Below are 16,407 nucleotides of genomic sequence, written 5' to 3' on the forward strand. Positions count from 1 at the left end.
GGCCAGGCGAAGCAATGCGGCAAACTTATGCGCGTGCTAGTAGTAGTCGCGATAGCGACAGCAGGGAAGGGGAGGAATGTTTGAAGGAGGACATGCACTCAATGTAAGGGATGTCGGGCGGGGCTGTCAAGCGTTTCCGTTTTACATGTAGTGCACGTGTGATGCCGCGTCCGGCATTTCCTGCCGCGCGCGCTCCAGGCAGCGCCGCAACAAGGCCGCATCGTGGGGCAGGCGCGCCGCCAGCCCCTGCCAGCCGCGCAGCTCCAGCTGTTGCGGCATGTCCACCAGGCCCGTGATGGCATCCCAGAACGCATCCCAGTTCATGCCATAGAAGGAAGGGAAACCGAGCGCGGCGGCCAGGGCGGCGTGCAACTGGCGCGGCGAGTTGATCTCGCTCAAGTCGATTGTTACAAGGGCGCGCCTGTTCACAGTATGCCCTTGAGCAAGTTTTGCAGGTTTTGCCGCATGCCGCCGACCACCGCCTCGTGCTGCTCCAGGATGGCGGATGCATCCTTGAACGGTGCCGGGTCGAGGTACAGGCGCGGCAGGTCGGCCACGGCCACGCCGCGTGGGCCGCCGCGCAGGATCTCGTCCACATGCTTGTTGATCGAGTTGATGGCAGCCTGGATGCGCGGCGTGGAAGATGCCGCCAGGCAGGCGGCCAGTGCGGCGTCGAGCTCGGCGCGCGCGGGCGCTTGCGGCAGCACGGGGGCGGCGATCTGTTCCAGCGGCGACATGTTGACGGCGGGCTTGCGGTACGCGAGCAGGGTATCGAGCGCCATCAGCCGGTGCGCGCCGCCCCGCTGCAGCCAGTCAACGATTTGCGGCCACGGCGTGGCCAGCAGGGCCGCCGCCACGCCCCATTGCCCCGCCACGGGCGAACCGGCATTGGCGTCGATCCAGGCGAGGGCGGCCGGATTGCCCGTGTAGGCCAGCAGGATGGCGTTCGACGCGCGCAGCGCGGGCGCCTGCGTGGCGAGGATGGCGGTCAGCCAGGCGAGGGCGCCGTCGGGCGGCTGCTGCGATAACCGTTGTGCGAAGGGGGCGCCCAGGGCGCGGCTGTCGGCAAATTGCAATTGTTCTGGCATGGGGGATAGCGAGTAAGAGACCAGGCGCCAGTCTAGCAGCCGGCGTGGCGCGCACGAGCCTTGTCACTATAAACATTTAAGGCCGCCTTCAGTGCGGCCGGCCCCGCTTGCGCTACAATCGGCTCTCCTTTGTTGCCACTGCCGCGCGCGGTTTCCCCTCCCCACCATGTTCCCTAAACGCCTGACTCTGCTTGCCCTGGCCGCCTTCGTGCTGGCCGGCTGCGATACCACCGCCCCGAAACCCGTCCAAGTATTGACGCCGCCCGAACCCATCGCCGTCACGCCGCGCAAGATCAAGATAGGCCTGGCCCTGGGCGGCGGCGCGGCACGCGGTTTCGCCCATATCGGCGTGATCAAGGCGCTCGAATCGCAAGGCATTCAGGCCGACATCGTCACCGGCACCAGTGCCGGCAGCGTGGTGGGCGCCCTGTACGCGGCGGGCAACTCGGGCTTCACCCTGCAAAAGATGGCCTTCGACATGGACGAGGCCGCCATTTCGGACTGGGCCTTGCCCCTGTTCGGCAAGTCGTCCGGCGTGCTGAAAGGCGAGGCGCTGCAAAGCTATGTCAACAAGGCTGTCGGCGGCGTGCCGCTGGAAAAACTCAAGATTCCGTTTGGCGTGGTGGCGACCGATTTGAAAAATGGGCAGCCGATCCTGTTCCAGCGCGGTAACACCGGCATGGCCGTGCGCGCCTCGTCGGCCGTGCCGGGCGTGTTCCAGCCCGTGACGATCGCCGGCCACACCTATGTCGATGGCGGCCTGGTCGCTCCCGTGCCCGTGCGCTTTGCGCGCGACATGGGCGCCGATTTCATCATCGCCGTGAATATCTCGTCGCAAACGGATACGCAAAAAGCCATCAGCTCGATGGAAGTCATCATGCAAACCTTCGCCATCATGGGCCAGCGCATCAACCAGTTCGAACTGAAGGATGCGGACGTGGTGATCCAGCCCAGCCTGGGCACCATGAAGGGCAACGATTTCAACAGCCGCAACCAGGCCATCCTGGCGGGCGAGCAGGCGACGTTTGCCGTCATGGCGCAACTCAAGCAAAAGCTGAAAGCCAGGCGCGAGCAGTAAGGGTTAGCGCCGCTGCGCATTTCGTATACAATTTTGCTTCAACATAACAAGGATGTCTCATGCAATCGAAACCGATTTTGACCCTGGACGACGTAAAGAAAATCGCTGCCGCCGCCGAAGCGGAAGCGGTCAAGAATAACTGGGCGGTCACGATCGCCATCGTCGACGACGGCGGTCACCTGGTATGGCTGCAGCGCATGGATGGCGTGGCGCCGATCTCGTCGCACATCGCTCCATCGAAAGCCAAGACGGCCGCACTGGGCCGCCGCGAATCGCGCATCTATGAAGAGATGATCAATGGCGGCCGCGTGTCGTTCCTGAGCGCACCGGAAATCGACGGCTTGCTCGAAGGCGGCGTGCCCATCGTGTACGACGGCCACTACGTGGGCGCCGTCGGCGTCTCGGGCGTCAAGTCGGCGGAAGATGCGCAAATCGCCAAAGCCGGCATCGCCGCGTTGACGGCCTAAGTAGTAGCCACAGTTGCAGAACCAGCCGCCCCGCGCAAGCCGGGCGGCTTTTTTCATGGGGCGCCGGTTTTATGTTGCTGCGCAAAAAAATGCCGCCCATTCCACATTTTCTTCCTTGTGGAAAAGCTTCCTTTTGGTTATAATTCAAAGGTTTAGCCAATCACACATATACCGTAGCGACTACCCATCCCCTCATTCAAAATGACCGTTGAAACACCCTGAGTGCATCTGGCTCGGGTAACTAGGCGGTCGGTCTGACGTGGCGCAGCTACGGTAACTTTATCAGGAGTTGCCCTTGCCGCCATTTTTTTCTGGCCCTGCCGTTCCAGCCATATTAGCGCTTGCTGATGGAACGATCTTTAAAGGTTTTTCGATCGGTGCCGCCGGTCATACCACGGGCGAGGTTGTTTTCAACACCTCGATGACCGGGTATCAGGAAATCCTTACCGACCCAAGCTATTGCCGCCAGATGGTCACCCTGACCTATCCGCATATCGGCAATACGGGCGTCAATCCGGAAGACGTCGAGTCTTCCAAGGTACACGCCGCTGGCCTCATCATCCGCGATCTGCCATTACTGGCATCCAATTTCCGTTCCACGCTCTCCCTGTCCGATTACCTGAAAGCTGAAAATATCGTCGCCATCGCCGGCATCGATACACGCAAGCTCACGCGCATCCTGCGTGAAAAAGGCGCGCAGGGCGGTGCCATCCTCGTCGGCACGCAAGGCAACGAGCCATCCGCCGCGCAAGCGCTGGAACTGGCCCGCTCCTTCCCCGGCCTGGCCGGCATGGACCTGGCCAAGGTGGTATCAAGCAAGGCCGCCTACGAGTACCGCGAAACGGAATGGACCCTGGGCGAAGGCTATGGCCAGTTGGCCGACGCCGATGCGAAATACCACGTGGTCGCCTTCGACTATGGCGTCAAGCGCAACATCCTGCGCATGCTGACGGCACGCGGCTGCAAGGTCACCGTGCTGCCGGCGCAAGCGACGGCTGCCGACGCCCTGGCACTGAATCCGGACGGCATCTTCCTGTCGAACGGTCCCGGCGACCCGGAACCGTGCGACTACGCCATCGCGGCGACCAAGGAGCTGATCGAGAAGGGCATCCCGACCTTCGGCATCTGCCTCGGCCACCAGATCATGGCGATCGCTTCCGGCGCGAAGACGCTGAAGATGAAGTTCGGCCACCACGGCGCCAACCACCCGGTGCAAGACCTGGAAACGAAACAGGTCTTGATTACCTCGCAAAACCACGGTTTCGCAGTCGACGCGGCAACTCTGCCCGCGAATTGCCGCGTGACCCATGAATCGCTGTTCGACGGCTCCCTGCAAGGCTTTGCCCGCACGGACAAGCCGGCCTTCTGCTTCCAGGGCCACCCTGAAGCGTCGCCGGGCCCGATGGATGTTGCTTACCTGTTTGACCGCTTCATCAACCTGATGGCTGCGGAGGAGAAAAAGAAAAATGCCTAAACGTTTAGATATCAAAAGTATTCTGATTATTGGCGCTGGCCCGATCGTGATCGGCCAGGCCTGCGAATTCGATTATTCCGGCGCGCAAGCGTGCAAGGCCCTGCGCGAAGAGGGCTACAAAGTCATCCTGGTCAACAGCAATCCTGCGACCATCATGACAGATCCGGAAATGGCCGATGTGACCTATATCGAACCGATCACCTGGTCGGTCGTTGAACGCATCATCGCCAAGGAGCGTCCTGACGCCATCCTGCCGACGATGGGCGGCCAGACGGCGCTGAACTGCGCCCTGGACCTGTTCAACAATGGCGTGCTGGCGAAATACAACGTCGAGCTGATCGGCGCGTCGCCGGAAGCCATCGACAAGGCGGAAGACCGTTCCAAGTTCAAGGACGCGATGACCAAGATCGGCCTCGGTTCGGCACGCTCCGGCGTGGCGCACTCGATGGAAGAATCGTGGGCCGTGCAGCGCACCCTGGGCTTCCCGACCATCATCCGTCCATCGTTCACCATGGGCGGCTCCGGCGGCGGCATCGCCTACAACGAAGAAGAATTCGAAACCATCTGCAAGCGCGGCCTGGAAGCATCGCCGACGAAAGAGCTGCTGATCGAAGAATCCTTGCTGGGCTGGAAAGAGTACGAGATGGAAGTGGTGCGCGACAAGGCGGACAACTGCATCATCATCTGCTCGATCGAAAACCTCGACCCGATGGGCGTGCACACGGGCGACTCCATCACGGTTGCGCCGGCGCAAACCCTGACGGACAAGGAATACCAGATCATGCGCAATGCCTCCCTGGCAGTGCTGCGCGAGATCGGCGTCGACACGGGCGGTTCGAACGTGCAATTCTCGATCAACCCCGTCGATGGCCGCATGATCGTCATCGAGATGAACCCGCGCGTGTCGCGTTCGTCGGCGCTGGCCTCGAAAGCGACGGGTTTCCCGATCGCCAAGATCGCCGCCAAGCTGGCCGTCGGTTTCACCCTGGACGAGCTGCGCAATGAAATCACGGGCGGCGCCACGCCGGCTTCGTTCGAACCGTCGATCGATTACGTCGTCACCAAGATTCCCCGTTTCACGTTCGAGAAATTCCCGACCGCTGACCACCACCTGACGACGCAGATGAAATCCGTCGGCGAAGTGATGGCCATCGGCCGTACCTTCCAGGAATCGTTCCAGAAAGCCTTGCGCGGCCTGGAAGTGGGCGTGGACGGCATGAACGAAAAGACCAAGGACCGCGAAAAGATCGAAGAAGAACTGGGCGAGCCTGGTCCTGAGCGTATCTGGTACGTGGGCGACGCGTTTGCCCAGGGTTTCACTTTGGAAGAAGTACACCAGCTGACCAAGATCGACCCATGGTTCCTGATCCAGATCAAGGAAATCGTCGACCTGGAACTGTGGCTGGATACGCAAAAGCTGGAAAACCTGGACAAGAACACCCTGTACAAGTTGAAACAGAAGGGCTTCTCGGACCGCCGCCTGGGCTTCCTGCTGCAAACGACCGACACGGCCGTGCGCCAGCAGCGCCATGCGCTGAACATCCGTCCCGTCTACAAGCGCGTCGACACTTGCGCAGCGGAATTCTCGACCGACACGGCGTACATGTATTCCACGTACGACGAAGAGTGCGAATCGAATCCGACCGACAAGAAAAAGATCATGGTGCTGGGCGGTGGCCCGAACCGTATCGGCCAGGGTATCGAGTTTGACTATTGCTGCGTCCACGCGGCCCTCGCCATGCGCGAAGACGGCTACGAAACCATCATGGTCAATTGCAACCCGGAAACGGTTTCCACCGACTACGATACTTCGGACCGCCTGTACTTCGAGTCCTTGACCCTGGAAGACGTGCTGGAAATCGTCGCCATCGAAAAACCGGTGGGCGTGATCGTGCAGTACGGCGGCCAGACGCCATTGAAACTGGCGCTGGACCTGGAAGCAAATGGCGTGCCGATCATCGGCACCTCGCCCGACATGATCGATGCGGCCGAAGACCGCGAGCGTTTCCAGCAAATGCTGCACAAGCTGGAGCTGCGCCAGCCGCCTAACCGCACCGCGCGCACGGAAGCCGACGCTTTGGCGCAGGCGCAGGAAATCGGCTACCCGCTGGTCGTGCGTCCATCGTACGTGCTGGGCGGCCGCGCCATGGAAATCGTCCACGAGCAACGCGACCTCGAGCGCTACATGCGCGAAGCCGTCAAGGTTTCGCACGATTCGCCGGTGCTGCTGGACCGCTTCCTGAACGACGCCATCGAGTGCGACGTCGATTGCATCTCCGACGGCGAAACGACCTTCATCGGCGGCGTGATGGAACACATCGAACAGGCTGGCGTCCACTCGGGCGACTCGGCTTGCTCCTTGCCGCCATACTCTCTGGCAGCGGAAACCATTGAAGAACTGAAACGCCAGACGGCGCTGATGGCCAAGGGTTTGAACGTGGTCGGCCTGATGAACGTGCAATTTGCGATCCAGAAACAGGAGATCGATGGCGAAATGAAAGACGTCGTCTTCGTGCTGGAAGTCAACCCGCGCGCGTCGCGCACCGTGCCTTTCGTCTCGAAAGCCACCGGTCTGCAACTGGCGAAGATCGCCGCCCGCTGCATGGTCGGCCAGTCGCTGGCCTCGCAAGGCGTCACGCAGGAAGTCGTGCCGCCTTACTTCAGCGTCAAGGAAGCCGTGTTCCCGTTCGTCAAGTTCCCGGGCGTGGACACCATCCTGGGCCCTGAAATGAAATCGACGGGCGAAGTCATGGGCGTGGGCCTGACATTCGGCGAAGCGTTTGTGAAATCGCAACTGGGTGCCGGCGTGAACCTGCCAAAATCGGGCAAGGTCTTCATCAGCGTGAAAGCGTCGGACAAGCCGCGCGCCGTGCAAGTGGCGCGCGACCTGGTCGAGTCCGGTTTCACCGTGGTCGCCACCAAGGGCACCGCCGCCGTGATCGCTGCTGCCGGCATCGCCGTCACGCCAGTGAACAAGGTGATCGAAGGCCGTCCGCACGTGGTCGACATGATCAAGAACCATGAAATCGTGCTGGTGATCAACACCGTGGAAGAAAAGCGCAGCGCCATCGTCGATTCGCGGGCCATCCGCACCTCGGCCCTGGCCTCGCGCGTGACGACCTACACCACCATCGCGGGCGCGGAAGCGGCCGTCGAAGGCATCCGCCATCTGGACGAGTTGCGTGTGTATGATTTGCAAGGTCTGCACAAGACCTTGAACTAAGTGCGTTTGCAGTGACCGCCGTTAGGCGGTACACTGCATGCTTATCAACCACAGAGTTCCGTGCAGAGCAGCGCGCGGCCTCTGTGGTTTTCACTTGGTAAGTCCGTTAACCGTGGCAAAACACGGACAACGGCGCCGATAACTAGCAGATAGTAGAGATAACATGACCTCAGTCCCATTGACCAAATACGGCGCAGAACTCCTGAAGGAAGAGCTGCATCATTTGAAGACCAAGGAACGCCGCATCGTCATCGATGCGATCGCCGAAGCGCGTTCGCACGGAGATTTGTCGGAAAACGCCGAGTACGATGCTGCCAAGGAACGCCAGGCCTTCGTCGAAGGCCGCATCGCCGAGCTCGAAGGCACGCTGGGCGCGGCGCAAATCATCGACCCGACCGCGCTCGACGCGGAAGGCCGCGTGGTGTTTGCCTCGACCGTGAACCTGGAAGACCTGGAATCGGGCCAGAAAGTCACGTACCAGATCGTCGGCCTCGATGAAGCCGACCTGAAAATGAACAAGGTTTCCGTGACGTCCCCGATCGCCCGCGCGCTGATCGGCAAGTACGCCGGCGACGTGGTGGAAGTGCAGGCGCCGTCCGGCCCGCGCGAATACGAAATCCTGGAAGTACTGTACATCTGATGCTCAGCCGCGTGCGTCTCCTCGTTGCCACCCTGTGGGCGGGCAGCCTGTGGACCATCGGCTTCATCGTGGCGCCCACCCTGTTCGGCACCCTGAGCGACCGCGTGCTGGCCGGCAATATTGCCGGCAGCATGTTCCGCGCCGAGGCCTGGCTGTCCATCGCCTGTGCGCTGGTATTGCTGGCCTTGCTGCAATGGAGCCCCGGCGCGCTGGAGCTCAAGCGCCGCCGCCTGCTGGGCGCGCTGGTGCTGTCCATGCTGGTGTGCGCGCTGCTCAGCCACTTCGGCATTTCGCCGCTGATGGCCGACCTCAAGGCGCAAGCGCCGTCGGGCATCATGGACGAGGCCATGCGCAGCCGCTTCGGCATGCTGCATGGCGTGTCGACCGTGATCTTTGCCGTGCAGAGCCTGCTGGCGGGCGTATTGATCTGGAAACAGCAGTAATTTGATGTAGGTAAAGTAATTGCATGAAAAAAGCGGAGCAGGGGATATCCCGTGCTCCGCTTCTTGTTTCAAGCCCGGCCGCCTTGCGGTGGCCGGGTGAACAGGCTTACTTGCTGCCCAGTGCGCTTTTCTTGGCGCTCTTCTGACGTGGCTTGGCACGCTTGATGGAACCGCCTTCGGTAACGCGCTCATTGCCCTTGATCATGACTTTCGTCACGCTGGGGCGCTTGGTGCCGCTGGCGCTGGCCTTGACGATGGTCACTTCGCGCATGCCTTTGCCGGCGCTGACCTTCTCCTTAACCACTTCTTTTTTCGGACGGTAGATTACCAGCAGTTTGCCAATATGTTGTACCGGGGCGGCGCCGAGATTGCCGCAAATCGTATCGTACATTCCGACGCGGGCTTCGCGGTCGTCGCCGAACACGCGGACTTTAATCAGGCCGTGCGAATCCAGGCCAAGGTCGATCTCTTTGAGGACAGCAGGTGTCAAGCCCGCTTCGCCAATGATGACGATAGGCTTCAGCGCGTGTGCTTCGGCGCGCAGTGCGCTGCGCTCTACGGGTGTAAGTTTTAGCATAATAATATTTAGTAATTCCCTTAAAAGCAGTATTCTACGCGAATGGCAAAGAAGAAATTAAACAAAAACTGGTTGCACGACCACATAAATGATCCTTATGTGAAGTTGGCGCAAAAAGAGGGCTACCGCGCCCGGGCAGCATACAAGCTCAAAGAAATCGATGAAGACGAGAAACTGATCAAACCTGGCCAGGTGATTGTCGACCTTGGTTGCACTCCCGGCAGCTGGGCCCAGTATACGCGGCGCAAGCTGGCCGGCAAGGACGGCGGCGGGGTCAATGGTACCCTGATTGGCCTGGACATGCTGGAAATGGAGCCGATTGCCGATTTCCACTTCATCCAGGGCGACTTCCGCGAAGCGCGCGTGCTGCGCCAGCTGGAAGTGGTGTTGCAAGGACGCAAGGTCGACCTGGTCCTGTCGGACATGGCGCCCAACCTGTCGGGCATCGCCACGGCGGATGCTGCGCGCATGGAGCATTTGATCGACCTGGCCATCGAATTTTCGCAATTGCACCTGAAGCCGTCTGGCGTGCTGCTGGTGAAATGCTTTAAAGACATGGGTTTCAGCCAGATCGTGGAGAAATTCCGCGCCGAATTCAAGGTCGTGGTGCAGAAAAAGCCCAAGGCCAGCCGCGATAAATCGTCGGAAATCTTCCTGATGGGCCGTGGAATCAAGAATCCGCTGAAAAATGCCGTAGAAGAAGATGATTCCGCCCTTGATATTTAAGCGGGAATCCGCACATGGGAACGAGAAGTGCAGTAGCGCTGATGGTATAAAAGCCTAAATTGTTTATACTGCATTTTTTGCGTGAACGCGGTTTTTTCGCGCGCACGGATCGGCGGGCTTTGGCACGGCCCGCTTATTGCGAGTAAAATCGTGTTTCTAGCTATAGGTAAAGAGATGCGCACTGCATCCAAGGAGTCTTCGTGAATAACATGTTTTCCAAATCTGCCATCTGGGTAGTCGTATTGCTGCTGTTGTTCATGCTGTTCAAGCAATTCGACAGTCATGGCGCCACAGGCGGCAGCAAGGCCATCGCTTATTCCGATTTGCTGGATGAAGTCAAAGCCAAGCGCGTCAAGGATGTCGTGATCGAAGGTTCGTCGATCACCGCCAAGCTGATGGACGACACCAAGGTGCGTACCACCGCCACCAGCCTCGACAAGGGCCTGATCGGCGACCTGCGCGACAATGGCGTACATTTCGATGTGCGTCCGCCCGAGGAAGCGTCTTTCCTGCAAACTATTTTTGTTTCCTGGTTCCCCATGCTGCTGTTGATCGGCGTCTGGGTCTTCTTCATGCGTCAGATGCAAGGCGGCGGCAAGGGCGGGGCATTCTCGTTCGGCAAGTCGAAGGCGCGCATGATGGATGAAGCCAGCAACACCGTCACCTTCGCCGATGTCGCCGGTTGCGACGAGGCGAAAGAAGAAGTCAACGAAGTGGTCGACTTCCTCAAGGATCCAAGCAAATTCCAGAAACTGGGCGGCCGCATTCCCCGCGGCGTGCTGATGGTCGGTCCTCCGGGCACGGGTAAAACCCTGCTGGCGCGCGCCATCGCCGGCGAAGCCAAGGTGCCGTTCTTCTCGATTTCCGGTTCCGACTTCGTGGAAATGTTCGTCGGCGTGGGGGCTAGCCGCGTGCGCGACATGTTCGAAAACGCCAAGAAACACTCGCCGTGCATCATCTTCATCGATGAGATCGACGCTGTCGGCCGTCACCGCGGTGCCGGCATGGGCGGCGGCAATGACGAGCGCGAACAGACCCTGAACCAGTTGCTGGTCGAGATGGACGGTTTTGAAGCGAACTCCGGCGTCATCGTCGTGGCCGCCACCAACCGCGCCGACGTGCTCGACAAAGCCTTGCTGCGTCCGGGCCGCTTCGACCGCCAGGTTTCCGTCGGCTTGCCCGATATCCGCGGCCGCGAGCAGATCTTGAACGTGCACATGCGCAAAGTGCCTATCGGCACCGACGTGAAAGCCGATATCCTGGCCCGCGGCACCCCGGGTTTCTCGGGCGCCGACCTGGCCAACCTGGTCAACGAGGCAGCCCTGTTCGCCGCCCGCCGCAGCAAGCGCCTGGTGGAAATGGCTGACTTCGAAGATGCGAAAGACAAGATCTACATGGGTCCCGAGCGTAAATCGATGATCATCCGCGAGGAAGAGCGTCGCAATACGGCTTACCATGAGTCCGGTCACGCGGTGGTGGCGAAACTGCTGCCGAAAGCCGATCCCGTGCATAAAGTGACGATCATGCCGCGCGGCTGGGCCCTGGGCCTGACCTGGCAGCTGCCGGAACACGACAACTTGTCCGCCTACAAGGACAAGATGCTGGAAGAAATTTCCATCCTGTTCGGCGGCCGTATCGCCGAAGAGATTTTCGTGGGACAAATGTCCACCGGTGCGTCGAACGACTTCTCGCGTGCCACCAAGCTGGCCCGTTCCATGGTGACCCGCTTCGGCATGTCCGACAGCATGGGCGTGATGGTCTACGAAGACAGCGAAAACGAAGGTTTCTTCGGTGGCGCCACCAAGACGATCTCGGAAGCGACCCAGCAAAAGGTCGATGCTGAAATCCGCAACATTCTCGACAAACAATATGCTTTGGCGCGCACCCTGCTGGAAGGCAACCGCGACAAGGTCGAAATGATGACGAAAGCCTTGCTTGAATGGGAAACCATTGATGCAGAGCAAATCAATGACATCATGGCCGGCCTGGAGCCGCGTCCGCCGAAAGTCATCCCGCCACGCCGCAACGCGGGCGACAGCGGCACGGGCGGCATTTCGCCGAACGTGACGGCGCCAGCCTGATAACGGCCGCCCTGACGGGCAGCACGCAAGGGTATGGCAAGAACGAGGGTAAGGAGCGATCCTTGCCCTTTTTCGTTGGCGCACCAGATTTCCCTGACGACTACAAAGATTCACATGCGACACTATTTGCAATTCGGCCGTTTCGGCTTCAACCTGTCCGGCGCGCAGGCGCTGGTGATGGGCATCCTGAACATCACGCCCGACTCGTTTTCCGATGCGGGCCAGTACCAGCACCTGGAATTTGCCCTGTCGCGCGCCGAACAGATGATACTCGACGGTGCCGACATCATCGATATCGGCGGCGAATCGAGCCGTCCCGGCGCGCCGCCGCTGCCGCTGCAGGACGAGTTGCAGCGCGTCATGCCGGTGCTGTATGCCTTGCGCGACTGCGGCAAACCCCTGTCCGTCGACACGTACAAGCCTGAAGTGATGCGCGAAGCCATCCTGGCAGGCGCCGACATGATCAACGACATCAACGGTTTCCGCGCGCCGGGCGCCATCGACGCCGTGCGGGACAGTGACTGTGCGCTGTGCATCATGCACATGCAAAGCGTGCCGCAAACCATGCAGGATCAGCCGCAATACGAGGACGTGGTGCGCGAAGTCATCGATTTCCTGCGCGAACGCATAGCAACGCTGACGGCGGCCGGCATCGCCCGCGAACGCCTGTGCGTCGATCCCGGCTTCGGTTTCGGCAAGACGGTGGAACAGAACTACGCTTTATTGCGCGCCACGCGCCAGCTGCGCAGCGAACTGGACCTGCCCGTGCTGGCGGGCCTGTCGCGCAAGTCGATGATCGGCGCCGTGACGGGACGTCCCGTCGAGCAGCGCCTGGCCGGCAGTGTTGCCGGTGCGCTTGCTGCGGTAGCGCAAGGCGCAGAAATTATCCGTGTGCATGATGTAGCAGAAACCGTCGATGCCCTGAAGGTCTGGCGCATGGCGCACTGACGCTGTAAGATTCATTATAAACAACAAAAAGAGAAATTTATGACGCGTAAATATTTTGGCACCGATGGCATCCGCGGCCTGGTGGGCACGGCTCCGATCACCCCCGATTTCGTCATGCGCCTCGGCTATGCGGCCGGCAAGGTGCTGGCCAAGTCGCAAGGCGGCAAGGCGCGCCCCACTGTGCTGATTGGCAAGGACACGCGCATTTCCGGCTACATGCTGGAAGCGGCGCTGGAAGCGGGCCTGTCGGCCGCCGGCGTGGACGTGATGCTGGCCGGCCCCATGCCGACGCCGGCGATCGCTTACCTGACGCGGGCGCTGCGCCTGTCGGCCGGCGTGGTCATTTCCGCCTCGCACAATCCGTATCACGACAATGGCATCAAGTTCTTTTCCGGCCAGGGCACCAAGCTGCCTGACAGCGTGGAACTGGAAATCGAAGCGGCGCTCGACGAGCCCATGGCTTGCGTGCCGTCGGAAAAGCTGGGCCGCGCCAAGCGCCTGGACGACGCCCAGGGCCGCTACATCGAATTTTGCAAGGGTACCTTCCCGAACGAGCTGGACTTACGCGGCCTGAAGATCGTCGTCGATTGCGCGCATGGCGCCGCCTACCATATCGCGCCGCACGTCTTCCATGAACTGGGCGCGGAAGTCATCGCCATCGGCAACAAGCCCGATGGCTTCAACATCAATGCGGGCTTTGGCGCCACGGCAACCAAGGCCATGGCCGAAGCCGTCGTCGAGCACGGCGCGGACCTGGGTATTGCCCTCGATGGCGACGCAGACCGCCTGATCATGTGCGATGCCACGGGCCGCTTGTATAACGGCGACGAGCTGTTGTACGTCATGGTCAAGGACCGCCTGGCGACGGGACCCGTGGCTGGCGCCGTGGGCACGTTGATGACCAACATGGCGCTGGAAGTGCTGTTCAAGCAGCAGGGCATCGGTTTCGCGCGCGCCAAGGTGGGCGACCGCTACGTGCTGGAAGTCATGAAGGAAAAGGGCTGGATACTGGGCGGCGAGGGCTCGGGCCATCTGCTGTGCCTGGACCGTCACACGACGGGCGACGGCATTGTGTCCGCGCTGCAAGTGTTGTCCGCGCTCAAGCGCAGCGGCCAGAGCCTGCAGCAATGCCTGGCCGAACTGGTGCTGTTCCCGCAAACCCTGATCAACCTGCGCGTGGCGCCCGGTTTCGACTGGCAGAAAAATGCCGCCATGGTGGCCGAGAAAGAGCTGGTCGAGGCCGAACTGGGCGACACGGGCCGCGTGCTGATCCGCGCTTCGGGCACCGAGCCGCTGATCCGCGTGATGGTGGAAGCGAAGGACAAGGAGAAGGCCGAATCGATGGCGCGCCGCATCGCCGACAAGGTCGGCAGCTGAAAACGCCCAGGGCGGTGTTGCACTGCCTTGCCGTACTAGCGTACTGTCTTCGGCAGCGCGCCTTGCCCTGAACGTTTTCAGCAAGCCTCTTCAAGCAAGCGCCGATAGTTATTTCCACCTAATTCGTCTATGGCAATTGACGAAATTGTGGGGAAGCGTTATTATCTTGTCTTCGGAGTGTGGCGCAGCCCGGTAGCGCACCTGGTTTGGGACCAGGGGGTCCAAGGTTCGAATCCTTGTACTCCGACCAAAGTCATAAGCGGGCTGTCAGAGATGACAGCCCGTTTTCTATTCTGCGGCGCCTTGGCATTGCTGGCGCGCATAGACTAAAATGCTGCACCTTTCCGCCCATCGTTCAACGGATAGGACAACGGTCTTCTAAACCGTGAATGGGGGTTCGATTCCCTCTGGGCGGACCAGTCCTTGCTGGTCTTGCAGGCGACCGGCTGTCGCATTGCCATCATTCTCCATCCCTGATCATTTTTTGCCTGTCTGCCGGCCGTGTCACGGCTGAGCAAACAGCACCACGCTCAGCAAATACAACAGCGGCGCCGCGCACAGCAGTGTCGAGCATACGGAAACGATTTTTCTGTTGGCCAGCCGGGCCAGGCGCAGCCGTTCCCGCACGGGCAAGTGCTGGCGGATCACGCTGCGCGTGCGTGGCTGAAACGGTTGTTCGTGCATGAGATCTCCCTTGTCGATCAGCAGTTGATGCCGTCGAGCATAGCGAGGGGGATCTAAAAATGGTGTAAACAGTGGGCCTGGCGCCGCAAGCGCGGCGTAAACATGCGGCTGGTATGGAAAACGGCAGCGGGCGATGCTGCGCCGCTGCCGTGATGAGGCGGAATGACGAGGCTTACTTTCCCTGGCGGCGGCGTGCCAGGAAGCCCAGCAAGCCCAGGCCGGCCAGCAGCATGGCATAGGTTCCAGGTTCCGGCACGGCGGAAGTGAAGGCCCTGTAGTTGCTCAGATCCTTGGGCAGGCCCGCTACCGTGAAGGTGGTGCCGGCGGCCACGGGTGCGGCCCAGTGGAATACCAGTTCGCCCTGGCCGAAATGGATGGCCAGATAGTCATAGGCGGCCGCGCTCGTATAGGAATTGACCCCGCCGCTCAAGCCTGCCGTGGTGCCGGCGCTGCAGCCCGAGGTGGGATTGTCGCAAATCGAGACGGCGGCGCCCAAGCTGGTGCCGAACACGCCATTGATATAGCCCTGGATGTCGGAGGGGCTCTGCGGCACCAGATTATCGTCATAATATTTCACCTGCAGCGCCGGCGATGGCGAATAGGTGACGGTGCTGCCGGCGATGACGAAACCGCTGGCCGGCCCCACATCGACCCAGGTGGCCGCTTGCGCCGCACTTGCCAGTACAGTCATTGCGGCCAGCATGGATGCCTTGACGGCAATGCTTTTTATGCTTTTCATGAAAATCCCCTTGTGCTTGAGACAGTTGCTTCATCGTGTAGGGATGCGTCCCTGCCTGCCGGGGAAGTCATCCCATTGCCCGTTTTTAGCTGCTTTTAGTTATTTCCTGCGCGTAGCGAGTACGCAAATGAAAGCTTACTCTTGATGCAAATTAATACAATTTTAATAATTCTATTGAGTTGGTTGACAACATCGCATACGGCTATGTCTGACTGTGCCAGCGATCGCCAGCATGACGTTGCGAAATGGCGTGACAAGGCGCGCCAGCTTGTGCTAGCGGTGTCTTGCGTGGGAAGAGGGGAGGCGGGTTTCAGTCGCTGTTGTTGCTGACGCCAAACAGGCGATCCTTGGCGTTGAGCAGCTTTTGTACCTTGGCGCCCATTTTCATCAGTTGCGCCATCGATTCGGGCGACAGGCGCTGCAAGTCGTCGAACCAGGTATTGGCCAGGTCGACCAGTTCATACATTTCGCGCATGCGCTCCTGCGCATATTGATCCACCGGTTCCGTGGCCGGCGCCAGCAGCGCTTCGCGCAGCACCGTCAGGGTAGGAGCCACCTCGCGGCGGCGGCGCTCGGCGGCCACCACGCGGAAGATTTGCCACACGTCGCCCAGCGAGGAAAAATATTCGCGCCGGTCGCCGGGAATGCGCGACTGGCGGATCAAGCCCCAGCCCTGCAATTCCTTCAGGCCGATGCTCACGTTCGAGCGCGAGAAACTCAGGTGTTCCGCGATTTCATCCGCGTGCAAAGGATGCTCCGCGACAAACAACAAGGCGTACACTTGCCCCACCGTGCGGTTAAAGCCCCAGCGGCTGCCCATCTCGCCGAAATGGCTGACGAAGGTCAGGATCAGCGGCGTCAT

At 60.6% G+C, this 16,407-nt stretch carries 16 protein-coding genes and 2 tRNA genes; 12 read left to right on the forward strand and 6 right to left on the reverse strand.

Translation table 11 applies throughout. The features are described 5' to 3' along the window. Window positions 1-141 precede the first annotated feature (141 nt). Window positions 142-429 (reverse strand): barstar family protein, encoded by a 288-nt coding sequence (locus tag AC1RJW_RS22870; RefSeq protein ID WP_493046996.1) that lies wholly within the window; start codon window positions 427-429, stop codon window positions 142-144. Continuing rightward, window positions 426-1,088, reverse strand: a complete 663-nt coding sequence (locus AC1RJW_RS22875) for a hypothetical protein (protein ID WP_493046997.1) — start codon at window positions 1,086-1,088, stop codon at window positions 426-428. The genes AC1RJW_RS22870 and AC1RJW_RS22875 overlap by 4 nt, the downstream gene beginning before the upstream one ends. A gap of 166 nt (window positions 1,089-1,254) precedes the next feature. On the opposite strand from AC1RJW_RS22875, the gene AC1RJW_RS22880 reads away from it, so the two are divergent. The 6 genes from AC1RJW_RS22880 (at window position 1,255) to AC1RJW_RS22905 (ending at window position 8,413) form a co-directional block, all read left to right on the forward strand. Beyond that, a complete protein-coding gene (locus AC1RJW_RS22880; protein WP_493046998.1) occupies window positions 1,255-2,166 on the forward strand; it encodes a patatin-like phospholipase family protein in 912 nt (303 codons plus the stop codon). 59 nt (window positions 2,167-2,225) lie between these two features. Beyond that, window positions 2,226-2,633 (forward strand): GlcG/HbpS family heme-binding protein, encoded by a 408-nt coding sequence (locus AC1RJW_RS22885; protein WP_070219521.1) that lies wholly within the window; start codon window positions 2,226-2,228, stop codon window positions 2,631-2,633. Between the two features lie 295 nt (window positions 2,634-2,928). Next, on the forward strand, window positions 2,929-4,107 hold the full coding sequence (gene carA, locus AC1RJW_RS22890; protein ID WP_071077946.1) for a glutamine-hydrolyzing carbamoyl-phosphate synthase small subunit: 1,179 nt from the start codon (window positions 2,929-2,931) through the stop codon (window positions 4,105-4,107). Continuing rightward, complete coding sequence (gene carB / locus AC1RJW_RS22895; RefSeq protein WP_493046999.1) at window positions 4,100-7,330, forward strand: carbamoyl-phosphate synthase large subunit; 3,231 nt, start codon at window positions 4,100-4,102, stop codon at window positions 7,328-7,330. The genes carA and carB overlap by 8 nt, the downstream gene beginning before the upstream one ends. A 163-nt stretch (window positions 7,331-7,493) precedes the next feature. After that, window positions 7,494-7,970 carry a transcription elongation factor GreA gene (greA, locus tag AC1RJW_RS22900; RefSeq protein WP_493047000.1) on the forward strand — a complete coding sequence of 159 codons (477 nt, stop codon included), beginning with the start codon at window positions 7,494-7,496 and terminating at the stop codon, window positions 7,968-7,970. Continuing rightward, the gene (locus AC1RJW_RS22905; RefSeq protein ID WP_493047001.1) at window positions 7,970-8,413 is read left to right on the forward strand and encodes a DUF4149 domain-containing protein; all 444 of its coding nucleotides are present in this window, start codon (window positions 7,970-7,972) and stop codon (window positions 8,411-8,413) included. Before greA ends, AC1RJW_RS22905 begins: the two co-directional genes overlap by 1 nt. A 106-nt stretch (window positions 8,414-8,519) precedes the next feature. On the opposite strand, the gene AC1RJW_RS22910 is transcribed toward AC1RJW_RS22905, so the two are convergent. After that, entirely contained in the window at window positions 8,520-8,990 is a 471-nt protein-coding gene (locus tag AC1RJW_RS22910) for a YhbY family RNA-binding protein (protein ID WP_010397237.1), read from the reverse strand. A gap of 42 nt (window positions 8,991-9,032) precedes the next feature. Here AC1RJW_RS22910 and AC1RJW_RS22915 point away from each other — a divergent pair, with 42 nt between their 5' ends. The 6 genes from AC1RJW_RS22915 to AC1RJW_RS22940 all read left to right on the forward strand — a co-directional run bounded on the left by AC1RJW_RS22915 (window position 9,033) and on the right by AC1RJW_RS22940 (window position 14,541). Further along, window positions 9,033-9,716, forward strand: a complete 684-nt coding sequence (locus tag AC1RJW_RS22915; protein WP_034757436.1) for an RlmE family RNA methyltransferase — start codon at window positions 9,033-9,035, stop codon at window positions 9,714-9,716. A gap of 200 nt (window positions 9,717-9,916) precedes the next feature. Beyond that, window positions 9,917-11,797, forward strand: a complete 1,881-nt coding sequence (gene ftsH / locus AC1RJW_RS22920; RefSeq protein WP_035817778.1) for an ATP-dependent zinc metalloprotease FtsH — start codon at window positions 9,917-9,919, stop codon at window positions 11,795-11,797. 114 nt (window positions 11,798-11,911) lie between these two features. Next, complete coding sequence (gene folP, locus AC1RJW_RS22925; protein ID WP_493047002.1) at window positions 11,912-12,745, forward strand: dihydropteroate synthase; 834 nt, start codon at window positions 11,912-11,914, stop codon at window positions 12,743-12,745. A 39-nt stretch (window positions 12,746-12,784) separates the two neighbouring features. Further along, window positions 12,785-14,122 carry a phosphoglucosamine mutase gene (gene glmM, locus AC1RJW_RS22930; protein ID WP_493047003.1) on the forward strand — a complete coding sequence of 446 codons (1,338 nt, stop codon included), beginning with the start codon at window positions 12,785-12,787 and terminating at the stop codon, window positions 14,120-14,122. 173 nt (window positions 14,123-14,295) lie between these two features. Further along, window positions 14,296-14,372 (forward strand) — tRNA-Pro (locus AC1RJW_RS22935). Between the two features lie 94 nt (window positions 14,373-14,466). Further along, window positions 14,467-14,541: transfer RNA gene (locus tag AC1RJW_RS22940), tRNA-Arg, on the forward strand. An 85-nt stretch (window positions 14,542-14,626) separates the two neighbouring features. Here the strand turns inward: AC1RJW_RS22940 and AC1RJW_RS22945 are convergent. The 3 genes from AC1RJW_RS22945 to AC1RJW_RS22955 all read right to left on the reverse strand — a co-directional run bounded on the left by AC1RJW_RS22945 (window position 14,627) and on the right by AC1RJW_RS22955 (window position 16,407). Next, a complete protein-coding gene (locus AC1RJW_RS22945) occupies window positions 14,627-14,806 on the reverse strand; it encodes a hypothetical protein (RefSeq protein WP_493047004.1) in 180 nt (59 codons plus the stop codon). Between the two features lie 172 nt (window positions 14,807-14,978). Continuing rightward, complete coding sequence (locus tag AC1RJW_RS22950) at window positions 14,979-15,545, reverse strand: PEP-CTERM sorting domain-containing protein (protein ID WP_493047005.1); 567 nt, start codon at window positions 15,543-15,545, stop codon at window positions 14,979-14,981. A gap of 310 nt (window positions 15,546-15,855) precedes the next feature. Continuing rightward, window positions 15,856-16,407, reverse strand: a complete 552-nt coding sequence (locus AC1RJW_RS22955; protein ID WP_175444744.1) for a GbsR/MarR family transcriptional regulator — start codon at window positions 16,405-16,407, stop codon at window positions 15,856-15,858.

The sequence above is a fragment of the Janthinobacterium sp. GW822-FHT07A03 genome (assembly GCF_058798815.1).